General features: G+C 70.6%; 13 protein-coding genes and 1 riboswitch. Of the genes, 8 read left to right on the top strand and 5 right to left on the bottom strand.

The features are described 5' to 3' along the window. Nucleotides 1-33 precede the first annotated feature (33 nt). The 8 genes from frr to KUM44_RS42670 all read left to right on the top strand — a co-directional run bounded on the left by frr (nucleotide 34) and on the right by KUM44_RS42670 (nucleotide 8,401). A complete protein-coding gene (gene frr / locus KUM44_RS42635; RefSeq protein WP_217215126.1) occupies nucleotides 34-591 on the top strand; it encodes a ribosome recycling factor in 558 nt (185 codons plus the stop codon). Further along, the gene (locus tag KUM44_RS42640; protein WP_217215127.1) at nucleotides 591-1,757 is read left to right on the top strand and encodes a phosphatidate cytidylyltransferase; all 1,167 of its coding nucleotides are present in this window, start codon (nucleotides 591-593) and stop codon (nucleotides 1,755-1,757) included. Before frr ends, KUM44_RS42640 begins: the two co-directional genes overlap by 1 nt. A 106-nt stretch (nucleotides 1,758-1,863) precedes the next feature. Continuing rightward, nucleotides 1,864-2,313, top strand: coding sequence for an SRPBCC family protein (locus KUM44_RS42645; RefSeq protein WP_217215128.1), 450 nt, complete (start codon nucleotides 1,864-1,866; stop codon nucleotides 2,311-2,313). Between the two features lie 171 nt (nucleotides 2,314-2,484). Continuing rightward, entirely contained in the window at nucleotides 2,485-3,591 is a 1,107-nt protein-coding gene (rlmN, locus tag KUM44_RS42650; protein WP_217215129.1) for a 23S rRNA (adenine(2503)-C(2))-methyltransferase RlmN, read from the top strand. A gap of 31 nt (nucleotides 3,592-3,622) precedes the next feature. Next, nucleotides 3,623-3,730: riboswitch (TPP riboswitch) on the top strand. A gap of 81 nt (nucleotides 3,731-3,811) precedes the next feature. Further along, complete coding sequence (locus KUM44_RS42655) at nucleotides 3,812-4,897, top strand: thiamine ABC transporter substrate binding subunit (protein ID WP_217215130.1); 1,086 nt, start codon at nucleotides 3,812-3,814, stop codon at nucleotides 4,895-4,897. After that, complete coding sequence (locus tag KUM44_RS42660; RefSeq protein ID WP_217215131.1) at nucleotides 4,873-6,561, top strand: iron ABC transporter permease; 1,689 nt, start codon at nucleotides 4,873-4,875, stop codon at nucleotides 6,559-6,561. The genes KUM44_RS42655 and KUM44_RS42660 overlap by 25 nt, the downstream gene beginning before the upstream one ends. After that, a complete protein-coding gene (locus KUM44_RS42665) occupies nucleotides 6,562-7,581 on the top strand; it encodes an ABC transporter ATP-binding protein (RefSeq protein WP_217215132.1) in 1,020 nt (339 codons plus the stop codon). It abuts the gene before it with no gap. Nucleotides 7,582-7,606: 25 nt separating this feature from the next. Continuing rightward, complete coding sequence (locus KUM44_RS42670; RefSeq protein ID WP_217215133.1) at nucleotides 7,607-8,401, top strand: maleylpyruvate isomerase family mycothiol-dependent enzyme; 795 nt, start codon at nucleotides 7,607-7,609, stop codon at nucleotides 8,399-8,401. Between the two features lie 62 nt (nucleotides 8,402-8,463). On the opposite strand, the gene KUM44_RS42675 is transcribed toward KUM44_RS42670, so the two are convergent. The 5 genes from KUM44_RS42675 to KUM44_RS42695 form a co-directional block, all read right to left on the bottom strand. Further along, the gene (locus KUM44_RS42675) at nucleotides 8,464-9,126 is read right to left on the bottom strand and encodes an LAETG motif-containing sortase-dependent surface protein (RefSeq protein WP_308402850.1); all 663 of its coding nucleotides are present in this window, start codon (nucleotides 9,124-9,126) and stop codon (nucleotides 8,464-8,466) included. A gap of 180 nt (nucleotides 9,127-9,306) precedes the next feature. Beyond that, nucleotides 9,307-10,437 (bottom strand): LOG family protein, encoded by a 1,131-nt coding sequence (locus KUM44_RS42680; RefSeq protein WP_217215135.1) that lies wholly within the window; start codon nucleotides 10,435-10,437, stop codon nucleotides 9,307-9,309. A gap of 37 nt (nucleotides 10,438-10,474) precedes the next feature. Then, nucleotides 10,475-10,894: a VOC family protein gene (locus tag KUM44_RS42685; protein WP_217215136.1), complete on the bottom strand. Its 420-nt coding sequence runs from the start codon at nucleotides 10,892-10,894 to the stop codon at nucleotides 10,475-10,477. A 117-nt stretch (nucleotides 10,895-11,011) separates the two neighbouring features. Then, nucleotides 11,012-12,391 carry a hypothetical protein gene (locus tag KUM44_RS42690; RefSeq protein ID WP_217215137.1) on the bottom strand — a complete coding sequence of 460 codons (1,380 nt, stop codon included), beginning with the start codon at nucleotides 12,389-12,391 and terminating at the stop codon, nucleotides 11,012-11,014. After that, entirely contained in the window at nucleotides 12,373-13,113 is a 741-nt protein-coding gene (locus KUM44_RS42695) for an ABC transporter ATP-binding protein (RefSeq protein WP_217215138.1), read from the bottom strand. The genes KUM44_RS42690 and KUM44_RS42695 overlap by 19 nt, the downstream gene beginning before the upstream one ends. Between the last annotated feature and the right edge of the window lie 7 nt (nucleotides 13,114-13,120).

Below are 13,120 nucleotides of genomic sequence, written 5' to 3' on the forward strand. Positions count from 1 at the left end.
CGGGCCTTTACTCAAGACACGCAGGAGCAAGTGGTGATCGAAGAGACCCTCCTCGAGGCCGAGGAGAAGATGGAGAAGGCCGTCGTGGTCGCCAAGGAGGACTTCGCCGCGATCCGCACCGGCCGTGCGCACCCGGCGATGTTCAACAAGATCGTGGCCGACTACTACGGTGCGCCGACGCCGATCAACCAGCTGGCTTCGTTCTCCGTGCCGGAGCCGCGCATGGCCGTCGTGACCCCGTTCGACAAGAGCGCGCTGCGCAACATCGAGCAGGCGATCCGTGACTCCGACCTCGGCGTCAACCCGAGCAACGACGGCAACATCATCCGAGTGGTGTTCCCCGAGCTCACCGAGGAGCGCCGCCGCGACTACATCAAGGTCGCCAAGGGCAAGGCCGAGGACGCGCGCGTGTCCATCCGCTCCGTCCGCCGCAAGGCCAAGGAGGCCATCGACAAGGCGATCAAGGACGGCGACATCGGCGAGGACGAGGGCCGCCGTGCGGAGAAGGAGCTCGAGGACACCACGCACAAGTACGTCGCGCAGGTGGACGAGCTCCTCAAGCACAAGGAAGCGGAGCTGCTCGAGGTCTGATGAACGACTCTTCCTGGGGGGCACCGCCACAAGCCGGGCAAGCCGGGCAAACCGGTTACTGGGGGGCCGCCGCACGTGGACCTGTCCAGGGGGCTGCCCCGGCGGGTCCCGCGTACGATGCGCCTGAGGCGCAGCAGACTCGCCCCATGCCCATCGTGCCCGACGGACCCGCGTATGGCGGAGACCAGGATGACGACCGGGGGGCCGCTCGGCTGAGCGGCCCCTTGTTCCGCGAACAGCCGCCGCACGCGCGGCCGTACGACACGCCGCAGGCGCGGCCCTCCGAGGCGGCGCAGCAGAATCCGGAGCCCATGCCCGACGCCCCGCAGCCGGCGCCCCAGCCGCAGAAGAAGAGCGCGGGGCGCGACCTGGGTGCGGCCATAGGAGTCGGCGTCGCGCTCGGTGTGGTGATCGTCGCTTCGCTGTTCGTTGTCAAGGCCGTGTTCGTCGGTGTGGTCGCGGTCGCCGTCGTCGTGGGCCTGTGGGAGCTGACCAGGCGGCTCGAGGAGCGCAAGGGCATCAAGGCGCCCCTCGTCCCGCTCGCGCTCGGCGGTGCGGCCATGGTGATCGCCGGCTACGTCCGGGGTGCCGAGGGCGCCTGGGTGTCGATGGCGCTGACCGCGCTGGCCGTACTGGTCTGGCGGATGACGGAACCGCCGGAGGGCTACCTCAAGGACGTCACCGCGGGCGTGTTCGCGGCGTTCTACGTGCCGTTCCTGGCGACGTTCGTGGCGATGATGCTGACCGCCGAGGACGGGGCGTGGCGCGTCCTGACCTTCCTGCTCCTGACGGTCGTCAGCGACACCGGCGCGTACGCCGTCGGCTGGCGCTTCGGCAAGCACAAGCTCGCCCCGCGCATCAGCCCCGGCAAGACCCGCGAGGGCCTGCTCGGCGCGGTGAGCTTCGCGATGGTGGCGGGCGCGCTGTGCATGCAGTTCCTGATCGACGACGGCACCTGGTGGCAGGGCCTGCTGCTGGGCCTCGCGGTCGCGGCCAGCGCCACGCTCGGCGACCTCGGCGAGTCGATGATCAAGCGGGACCTCGGCATCAAGGACATGGGCACGCTGCTGCCGGGTCATGGAGGGATCATGGACCGGCTGGACTCGCTGCTGCCCACGGCGCCTGTCGTCTGGCTGCTCATGGTGCTTTTCGTGGGATCGGGCTGACGGGTCGGTCAAACGTCCGGGAGCCTCCGTTCTTACAGAGCGGGGGCTTCTTGATGTGTGGGACGATTCCGGTGTAAGCCCTCACGGCACCGCAAAGGGGGTCGTCATGGCCATCATCCGAGAAACCATCGACGTCGACCGGCCGCCTGGCGAGGTCTACGCGTATATCACCGAGCCGTCCCATCTGCCCGAGTGGCAGCTGAGCGCCGTCTCGGCCGAACCCCTCGACGAAGGGCCGATCCACACCGGCTCCCGGGTCCGGGTCACCCGGCGCATCGGCAGCCGCGAGGTTCCGATGACCGTGCAGTTCGACGAGCTCGACCCTCCGCGCAGTTGGGATCTGCACGGGGTCGACGGCCCCGTCAGGCCCCGTACCCACGGTGAGATCGAGCCGCTCGACGACGGTCGCCGCTCCCGCGTGACGATCGACATCGACTTCGAAGGGCACGGCCTCGGCAAGGTCCTGGTGCCCCTTGTCGTCCGCCCGCAGGTCCGCAAGGAACTCCCGCGCGACGAGCAACTCCTCAAGGACAGGCTGGAGCGCACGACCGACTAGCCGTACCGCGCCGCCGACGACAGGCGGACGTCCCTCAGCTCCGCCGCCGCGGACGTCTGTCGCGTCGAGCCGCTCGCCCTTCGACGCGTCGGAGATCACGTCGGTCCCTACGGATCCGGTCTGTGGACCTACGAATCCCGTCGCCAGTTGATCTGCGACACTGGTACAGCCATGCCTAAGCCCGGAGAACTCACTTTCGTCGCCCCGCGCGGAGCCAAGAAGCCGCCGCGGCATCTTGCCGATCTCACGCCCGGTGAGCGTAAGGACGCTGTCGCCGCGATCGGGGAGAAGCCGTTTCGCGCCAAGCAGCTTTCGCAGCACTACTTCGCGCGGTACGCGCATGACCCGGAGCAGTGGACCGACATCCCGGCCGGTTCGCGGGACAAGCTGCGGGAGGAGCTGTTTCCCGAGCTGATGACCGTCGTACGGCATCTGTCGACGGACCAGGGTGACACGCGCAAGACGTTGTGGCGGCTGTTCGACGGGACGCTCGTCGAGTCGGTGTTGATGCGGTATCCGGACCGGGTGACGATGTGCATCAGTTCACAGGCCGGATGCGGGATGAACTGTCCGTTCTGTGCCACCGGGCAGGCGGGGCTCGATCGGAATCTGTCGACCGCCGAGATCGTGCATCAGATCGTGGACGGGATGCGGGCGCTGCGGGACGGGGAGGTTCCTGGGGGGCCTGCTCGGCTGTCCAACATCGTCTTCATGGGGATGGGCGAGCCGCTCGCCAACTACAACCGGGTCGTGGGGGCGATTCGGCGGCTCACCGATTCCGAGCCCGATGGGCTGGGGCTGTCCCAGCGCGGGATCACCGTCTCGACCGTCGGGCTCGTCCCGGCCATCCACCGGTTCGCCGACGAGGGCTTCAAGTGCCGGCTCGCGATCTCGCTGCACGCGCCCGACGACGAGCTGCGTGACACCCTTGTGCCCGTCAATACGCGGTGGAAGGTGCGGGAGGTCCTCGACGCCGGGTTCGAGTACGTCGAGAAGAGCGGGCGGCGGCTGTCGATCGAGTACGCCCTCATCCGGGACATCAACGACCAGGCCTGGCGTGGTGACCGGCTCGGGCGGCTGCTCAAGGGCAAGCCGGTGCATGTGAACCTGATTCCGCTGAACCCGACGCCGGGGTCGAAGTGGACCGCCTCCCGGCCCGAGGACGAGAAGGCGTTCGTCGAGGCCATCGCCGCCCATGGTGTGCCGGTGACGATCCGGGACACCCGTGGTCAGGAGATCGACGGGGCCTGCGGTCAGCTCGCGGCCACCGAGCGGTAATCTGAGCGCGTACACCCGTACGTACATCTTCATATTCCGGCAGGGGAGCGCCACAGCGCTGAGAGTGCGGCAATCGGGCCGCAGACCCTCTGAACCTCGCCCAGGTCATTCTGGGTAGGAAGTTCGGTCATCACTCAAGCTGTTGCGCCCTGCCCAGGAGCCGAAGGAAGACTTCTGGGCAGGGCCGCGTCTCTTCCTGGTCAACCCCAGGAGGAATCCAGTGAGCATCACCAAGAAGGCCACGGTCTTCGCCGTCGGGCTCGGCCTCGTCACGCTGTCCGCGTGTGGTTCGTCCGACTCGGGCAGCGACAGCCAGCAGTCCGGCGGTAAGACCGTGACCCTCGTCAGCCATAACTCGTGGGCCGTCTCGAAGAACGTCATCGCCGCGTTCGAGAAGCAGTCCGGGTACAAGGTCAAGGTCCTGGAGGACGGCGACGCCGGGCAGGCCGTCAACAAGGCGATCCTGACCAAGGACAACCCGCAGGGCGACGTCTTCTTCGGCGTCGACAACACCCTGCTCTCGCGGGCGCTCGACAACGATCTGTTCCAGTCGTACGAGGCGAAGGGCTCCGATCTCGTCCGGCCCGAGTACCAGGTCGAACAGGACCAGCACCGGGTCACCCCGATCGACACCGGCGACATCTGCGTCAACTACGACAAGGCGTACTTCAGCGAGCACAAGCTCACCCCGCCCACCTCGTACGACGACCTGATCAAGCCCTCCTACAAGAACCTCCTCGTCACCGAGAACGCCTCCACCTCCTCGCCCGGCCTCGGCTTCCTGCTCGGCACCGCCGCGAAGTACGGCGACGACGGCTGGCAGGACTACTGGAAGAAGCTCAAGGCGAATGGTGTGAAGGTCGTCGACGGGTGGGAGCAGGCCTACAACGAGGAGTTCTCCGGGTCCGCCGGCGGCAAGAAGGCCAAGGCCGACCGGCCGCTCGTCGTGTCGTACGCCTCCTCGCCGCCCGCCGAGGTGATCTACGGCGACCCGAAGCCCACGACCGCGCCCACCGGCGTCGCCGAGGGCACCTGCTTCCGGCAGGTCGAGTACGCCGGCCTGCTGAGCAATGCCGGTAACGCCGCGGGCGGCAAGGCGCTCCTCGACTTCCTGCTCACCAAGACGTTCCAGGAAGACATGCCGCTCAACATGTTCGTCTACCCGGTACGGGAGGGCGCCCAGGTACCCGAGGAGTTCACGAAGTACGGGCCGCAGGCCAAGGATCCCGAGACCATGGACCCGGCGAAGATCGCCGACAACCGTGACGACTGGGTCAAGTCGTGGACCTCGCTCGTACTGAAGTAGCGGCCCCGCGCAAGAGGGGCGCGGCGAGGCGCAGGAGGGGCGCGGCGGTGCGGCTCGGCCTCGTCGCCGTGCCCGTCGCGTTCTTCGCGCTCTTCTTCGCCTACCCCGTCGCCGCGATCGTCGCGCGCGGTCTTCAGGTCGACGGGGTATGGCAGTTCGGGCGGCTCGCGGACGTGCTCGGGGAGTCCGACATCCGGCACGTCCTGTGGTTCACCACCTGGCAGGCGCTCGCCTCCACCGCGCTGACCCTGCTGATCGCACTGCCCGGCGCCTATGTCTTCGCCCGCTTCGATTTCCCCGGCAAGCAGATCCTGCGAGCCGTCGTCACCGTCCCCTTCGTGCTGCCGACGGTCGTCGTCGGTACGGCGTTCCTCGCGCTCCTCGGCCGCGGCGGACTCCTCGACGAGCTGTGGGGCGTACGGCTCGACACCAGCGTGTGGGCCATCCTGCTCGCGCATGTCTTCTTCAACTACGCCGTCGTCGTACGGACCGTCGGTGGCCTCTGGGCGCAGCTCGACCCGCGGCAGGAGGAGGCCGCGCGGATGCTCGGCGCGTCCCGCCTCACCGCATGGCGGACCGTCACCCTGCCGGCCCTCGGGCCCGCCGTGGCCGCCGCCGCGCTCATGGTCTTCCTGTTCACCTTCACCTCCTTCGGCGTGGTGCAGATCCTCGGCGGCCCGACCTTCTCGACCCTCGAAGTGGAGATCTACCGGCAGACCTCCGAGATCTTCGACCTGTCCACCGCCGCCGTCCTGACGATCATCCAGTTCCTCGCGGTGGGCGCGATCCTCGCCGTGCACGCCTGGACGGTACGGCGGCGGGAGAGCGCCCTGCGTCTGGTGGACGCGTCCGTGACCGCGCGGCGGCCGCGCGGGGCGGGGCAGTGGGCGCTGCTGGCCGGTGTCCTGGCCGTGATCGTCGTCCTCCTGCTGCTGCCCCTCGCCGTGCTCGTGCAGCGCTCGCTGGACGCACCCGACTTCGGCTACTACCGGGCGCTGACCGATGCCGACGGTGGGGTCTTCCTCGTCGCGCCGATCGAGGCGATCGGCAACTCGTTCCAGTACGCCGTCGTCGCCACGCTCATCGACGTGCTGATCGGCGGTCTGGCGGCGGCCGCGTTGACCCGACGGGACGCGGGACGGTTCGTACGGGGCTTCGACGCGCTGTTGATGCTGCCGCTCGGGGTGTCAGCGGTGACGGTCGGGTTCGGGTTCCTGATCGCCCTGGACGAGCCGCCGCTGGACCTGCGCAGCACCTGGATCCTGGTGCCGCTGGCCCAGGCACTGGTCGGGGTGCCCTTCGTCGTACGCACCATGCTCCCTGTGCTGCGCGCCGTGGACCAGCGGCTGCGCGAGGCGGCCTCGGTGCTGGGGGCCTCGCCCTGGCGGGTCTGGCGTGAGGTGGATCTGCCGATGGTGCGGCGGGCGCTGCTGATCGCGGCCGGGTTCGCCTTCGCGGTGTCGCTGGGCGAGTTCGGGGCGACCGTGTTCATCGCGCGGCCCGACAACCCGACGCTGCCGGTCGCCGTGGCCCGCCTGCTGGGGCGGGCCGGCGAGCTCAACTACGGCCAGGCGATGGCCCTTTCAACGGTACTGATGGTGGTGTGCGCGGTGGCGCTGCTGGTGCTGGAGCGGCTTCGTACGGATCGGACGGGGGAGTTCTAGATGCTGTTGAGTCTGGCGGGTGCGACCGTACGGTTCGACGGGCGGCCCGTGCTGGACCACGTCGACCTCGATGTCGCCGAGCACGAGATCGTGTGCGTCCTCGGGCCGAGCGGCAGCGGCAAGTCGACGCTGCTGCGGGCGGTGGCGGGGCTGCAACCCCTCGACGCCGGGCGGGTGTCGCTCGACGGCCGGGACCAGGCGGGGGTGCCCGCGCACAAGCGGGGCGTCGGGCTGATGTTCCAGGACCATCAGCTGTTCCCGCAGCGCGACGTCGGCGGCAATGTGGCTTTCGGGGCACGGATGCACGGCGCCTCGAAGGGCGAACAGGCCGAGCGGGTACGGGAGTTGCTCGACCTGGTCGGGCTTCCGGGCGCCGCCCGCCGGGCCGTCGCCTCCCTCTCCGGCGGGGAACAGCAGCGGGTGGCGCTGGCCCGTGCGCTCGCGCCCCGGCCGCGGCTGCTGATGCTGGACGAGCCGCTGGGCCAGCTCGACCGCTCGCTGCGGGAGCGCCTCGTCGTCGAACTCAGGGAGCTGTTCGGACGGTTGGGCACCACCGTGCTCGCTGTGACGCACGACCAGGGCGAGGCCTTCGCGCTCGCCGACCGGGTCGTGGTGATGCGGGACGGGCGGATCGCCCAGACCGGGACGCCGCTGGAGGTGTGGCAGCGGCCCGTGGACGCGTTCGTGGCACGCTTCCTCGGGTTCGACAACGTGGTCGAGGCCACCGTCGCCGGCGAGGCCGCGGACACGCCCTGGGGCAAGCTGCCGGTGAGCGTGGACGCCGTGCAGGGGCCGCGGACGCTGCTCGTACGTCCGGCCGGCGTACGGCTCGTGGCCCCCGACGCGGGGCTGCGCTGCACGGTCACGGCACGCACCTTCAAGGGCACGCATGTCGCCGTGCACCTCCAGCCGGAGGACGCGCCGCGCCTCGAAGCGGCCTGCGCGCTGCGGGAGGCGCCCGGGGTCGGGGACGAGGTCGGGGTGGAGTTCGACGCGGCGGAAATTGTCGTGCTGAGCTGATCGTCCGGCACATAGGGTGCGGGGCATGACACTCCCGCATGATCGCTACTGCGACGAAATCGCCCATCAGGTCGGCCTGTTGAGGGCCGTTGTGACCTCCGGCGCCGACCTGTCCGCCACTGTGCCGACCTGCCCGGACTGGTCGCTGGAACAGCTCGTACGGCATACCGGCGGCGCCTTGCGCTGGGTGGAGCTGATGGTGCGGACGCGGGCGCAGGAGGAGATCCCCGAGGAGGAGGTCCCTCTCGCGGACGGCCCGGACGAGAAGGGCGACCCCGCAGCCCTGGACGCCTGGCTCGCGGAGACCGGCGAGATGCTCGTCGACGCCCTCCGGAAGGCCGGCCCGGACGCGAAGGTCTGGGGATGGGCCGGGATCCTCAACGCCGGGTTCTGGGCCCGCCGTATGACCCACGAGATCACGATTCACCGGGCCGATGCCACGCTCGCCGCCGGACTGCCCTACGAGGTCGCGCCGGACATAGCCGCCGACGCGATCGACGAGTGGCTGGAGATCGTCGAGTGGGCCCAGCGGACGCTGCCGGACGATCCGGCGAAGGAGCTGCGTCGGCCGGGGAGCAGCCTCCATCTGCATGCCACCGACGACACCCCTGAAGTGAACGCTGAGTGGTTCGTCGACCTCGACGAGGACGTCATCGCCTGGCGCCGCGGCCACGAGAAGGCGACCGTCGCGCTCCGCGGCCGCCTCACCGCCGTACTCCTCGGCTTCTACCGTCGACTGTCGCTGGACAGCCCCGAGTTGGAGGTCGTCGGCGAGCGGGAGTTGCTGGAGTTCTGGCTGGAGCGGGCGACCTTCGGCTGACAGGCGAATGGCCCGCCCCCGGGAAAGGGGACGGACCACAAGGGCGTTGCCGTGCGGGAGGGTCAGCGGTCGCCGTTCGCCCCGCGACGGCGCAGGCCGAAGAAGACCGCGCCGCCGCCGACCGCGACCAGGGCGACCGCGATGCCGGCGATCAGGCCGGTGTTGGAGTTCGCACCGGTCTCGGCGAGGTTGGAGTCATCGTTCGCCGGGGACGGGGCGCTGCCGGCCGTGTCCGCGGGGGCGGTGCTCTCGCTCTCGGACGGCGCAGGGGCCGGGGAGTCGGTCTCCTCGGCCGGGGTGGACGCGGAGTCCGACGGGGTCGGGGTGTCCGACGGAGCCGGCGGCTCCTCCTCGTCCTTCTTGCAGGCCGTGGACGGCGTCGTCAGGTTGGGCTTGATGTCCTCGTCGACATAGCCGGCGGCCTTGACGTGGACGCGGTACTCCGCGTCCGGCTTCCAGTTCTCCTCGAAGGTGATGGTGACACCCTCGCGCGAGCCCTTGACCACCTGCTCGCCGACCTTCTTCAGGTCGGCCCCGTTGTTTTGCAGGAAGACGCTGACCGTCGCCGGGATACCGCTGGGGTCGACGTCGGTGACCGTGATGACACCCTTGTCGCCGTCGCACTTGGCTTCGGCGGAGAATTCACTGATGTCGCACGCGAGCGCGTTGCCCGCGAGGCCCAGCGCGAGCGCGGCCGAGGCGGAGGCAACACCAAGAGCGCGCACGGAACGCGTGACTGTACGGCGGTTTATGGACACTTTTGTCCTTACGAGTTGCACCACTGAGGGGGGTTGAACGAGGCGGCGATATGACATCACCGTCCCCAGGAGTCTCACAGGTTTATAAGCGTGGCATAAGTAGTGTCAACGCGTACGCGGTCCACAGCCGTTGGCTTTGCCCTCTTATTAATCGCTGAGACGTTTCAGCGCCGCCGGAGCCTCCTCGATCCGGTCGACCAGGGCGATACGGGACTCCATCGACCGCTCCCGGGCGAGGGCCTGAAGCAGCGGCCAGGCCGGCAACTTCTCCGTCCAGTGGGCCCTGTTGACCAGAACCATCGGGGTCGGCTCGCCGCGCGACTCGTAGTAGTTCGGCGTGGCGTTGTCGAAGATCTCCTGCACGGTGCCGGCGGCCCCCGGCAGGAAGACGACGCCGGCGTTCGAGCGGGCCAGGAGGCCGTCCTCGCGCGTGGCGTTGGCGAAGTACTTGGCGATGTGGGAGGCGAACGGGTTCGGCGGCTCGTGGCCGTAGAACCACGTCGGGATGCCGACGGAGCGGCCGCCCTTCGGCCAGCGCGCACGGACCTCGAAGGCGGCCGTCGCCCACGCGGTGACCGAGGGCGTGAACAGGGGCGCCTTCGCCAGCAGCCGGAGCGCGTCGCTGAGCATCTCGTCGTCGTACGGGGCGGCGTACGCGCCGAGGTTGGCCGCCTCCATCGCGCCCGGGCCGCCGCCGGTGGCGACCGTGAGACCGGCGCGGGCCAGCTCCCGGCCGAGCCGCGCGGCACCCTCGTACGCCTCCGTGCCGCGCCGCATCGCGTGGCCGCCCATGACGCCCACCACCCGTGTCCCGGCGAGGAGTTCGTCGAGCGCGTCCGACACGGAGTCGTCGTGGACCGCGCGCAGCATGGAGGCGTGGATGTCGCCGTCGGCCTTGGTCCGCTGGAACCAGGCGTAGGCGAGGGCGTCGGGCGTGTTCTCGTAGCCGTCCGGGCCGTCCGTCAGGGAGGCGAAGAGTTCGTCGGGGGAGTAGACCAGGCCGCGGTACGGGTCGAAGGGCAGGTCCGGGATCGGCGGGAAGACGAGGGCGCCGTCCGTGCGGACCTTGGCGGCGGCCTCCTCGCGCATCGGGCAGCCGAGGAAGAGGGCGCCCGCGGCGCTGGTGGCGAGCAGTTCGCGCGTACGGTCCGTCAGGTCGACGGCCTGGACGCGGAATCCGGCGAGGGAGCCGCGCGCCGAGACGGTCGCGTCGAACTCCTCCAGCGTCTCTATCTCACGGTCGTTGTGGTGGGCCGCATGGGCGGGCATCGTCTGCACCCGCCCATGCTAGGCACCCTGCGAAGGACGGCCCGCGTCAGCCCTCGATGGCCGACGGGTCCATCCAGACGACCTCCCAGGTGTGGCCGTCGAGGTCGTCGAAGGCGCGGCCGTACATGAAGCCGTGGTCCTGGGTCTCGCCGGAGACGGAACCGCCCGCGGCGAGCGCCTTGTCGACCAGCTCGTCGACCTTCTCGCGGCTCTCGGCGCTCAGCGCGATCAGCACCTCGCTGGTCTTCGTCGCGTCCGCGATCGGCTTCTTCGTGAACTGGGCGTACTTGTCGTGGGTGTGCACCATCGCGACGATGGTCTCGCTGATCACGACCGAGGCCGTCGTGTCGTCGCTGAACTGCTCGTTGATCGAGTAGCCGAGTTCCGTGAAGAACTTCTTGGAGGCGTCGAGGTCGTTCACGGGCAGGTTCAGGAAGATCATCTGCTGGTACGCGGGGGCGGTCATCGTGGTCTCTCCCATCGGGGTGTCTGCTGTTCGGTGGGGTAGACCGGGGGTCCGAGCGGAACTCATCGCCGGTCGGAGATTTTTTTCGTACGAGTTTTCCGACGCCTGTCGTCGGCTTCAGCGGGCTGCCAGAGGGAGCGCGGCCAGCTCGGCCACGATCAGGGTGAGCGGGCAGAAGAACGCGAGCAGGGCGCCGGCGCGCAGGGCCGCCGCGCTGCGCAGCAGCGTGGTGGGGGCGCCGACCCGGAGCAGCGCGGCCGTCGCGTCGGCGCGGGCCTGCTTGGCCTCCACGGCAGCCGTGAGGAGGGTGGCCACCGTGCAGCCGGTGACGACGGTGGCGCCGAGGGTGCTGAGCGGCCCGACGGCGGCGGTGGCCGCGGCGGCGGAGAGCGGGGCCACGGCGTACGCCGCGGAGGCCACGGCGCAGACGACGCCGAGAGGGCGGCCGATGCGGGTGGCTTCGGCCATGAGGACACGGCCGGCCAGGAGACGGACGGCGCCCGGGCGTACGGCCTGGAGGAGCCGACCGCAGAGGTGGGTGAGTCCGGGGGCGGCCAGGGCCAGCCCGAGAGCCGTCAGGAGCCAGCCGGCCAGTACGCCGGCGGGACCGGTCGGGAGGGCGGAGGGCAGGGCGAGGGCGCCGGTCGCCGCGCGGGCGGCGTAGGCCTCCACGGCCAGGCCCGCGGCGAGGATGGCGATGCCCCAGGGGAGGCCGGCGGGGGGTTTGCGGGGGGCCGGCAGGTGGGTCACGTGGTCCAGCGGTTCCACCGCCTCCTCAGGTGCGGCCGGCGTGGGGGCTGGTTCGCCCGTCTGCATGCTCGTCTGCTCACTCGCCGGCTCCGGCGGCGTGCCGCCCTTCCCCGGCGCACCTCGCAGTCGCGCCCCGAACCGCCCGTACGCCCCGAACGTCTCCCGCGCCACCGTCCTGCCGTACGCCCCGAAGCGGCGGTACGACCTCCCCTCGACGCCCCGTGCCCCGGTGGGTCCGGGCTCCTTCGGTCGCAGGGCGAGGGCCACCGTCGTCGACGCGGTCGCCGGGACCAGGGTCAGCAGGGTCAGGGCGGCCGGCAGGGGAAGAGGGGCGTGCGCTGCCAGGAAATCCGCGGCCGCGCCGTCGAAGGGCATGCCGTTCAGGTCGCCGCGCAGGTGGAGGAAGACCAGCAGGGCGAGCATCGAGCCGAGGGTGCAGGACAGGGCCGTGGTGGTGGCCGATACCAGCATCAGGCGGGCCGGGCCGAGGCCGATCGCGGCGAGGCCGGGGCGCGGCCTGGTGCCCGGGTCGGTGCGGGCCACGGCCACCGCGAGGTGGATCGTCGCGGCCAGCGGCGGTACGCACCAGGCCAGGCGCAGGACCGACGCGCCGGGGTCGGCGTGCGTCAGCGCGTAGCCGAGGGTGCACAGCAGCAGGAAGCCCGTGCCCGCCGAGGCCGCCGCCACGAGCAGACGGCGCAGCTGTACGGCGGGCCGGGCGGTTCGGGTCAGACGGAGAGCGAGCACGCCGCCCGGCCTTCCGTCGCGGCGACCGGAGGCAGGTGCACCGTGTTGACGCGCCGTCCGTCGAGGAGGGCGATGGTGCGGTCGGCGAAGGCCGCGTTCTCCACGTCGTAGGTGGCCAGGACGACGGTGATGCCGTGCGAGCGGGCCGCTGTCGTCAGGGTGCGCAGGGCGTGTGCGCGGTCGGCGCGATGCAGGGGGGCCGTCGGTTCGTCGGCGAACAGGACCGTGGGTGAGGGGGCCAGCGCGCGGGCGATGCAGACGCGCTGCCGTTCGGCGTGGACCAGCTGGTGCGGGCGCTTGCGCGCGGACTCGCCGACGTCCAGGCGGTTCAGCCACTCCAGCGCGGCCGTCTTGGCGCGGCGGCGGCTGGTCCCGCGCAGCATCAGGGGGAGGGCGGCGTTCTCCCAGACGTTCAGTTCCGGGACGAGTGTCGGGGTCGGGTCGATCCAGGTGAAGCGGTCACGGCGGAGCCGTTCGCGGGCCAGCGGGCCCATGGTGTGCACCGGGACGCTGTTGAACCAGACCTCGCCACGCACCGGCCGGACCAGGCCGGACAGACACCGCAGGAGAGCCGTCTTGCCGCTGCCCCGCGGGCCGGTCACGGCGAGGATCTCGCCCTCACGCACTCCGAGCGAGACCCCGCCGAGCGCGGGGGAGCCGTCGCGGTGCGTGAAGTGCAGCGCGCGTGCCCAGAGCACGTCGTTGTCCGGCGGAGCCTCCATGGGCGTA

It is taken from the genome of Streptomyces sp. AC550_RSS872 (genome assembly GCF_019049285.1).
In the GTDB taxonomy this organism is placed as follows: Bacteria; Actinomycetota; Actinomycetes; order Streptomycetales; family Streptomycetaceae; genus Streptomyces.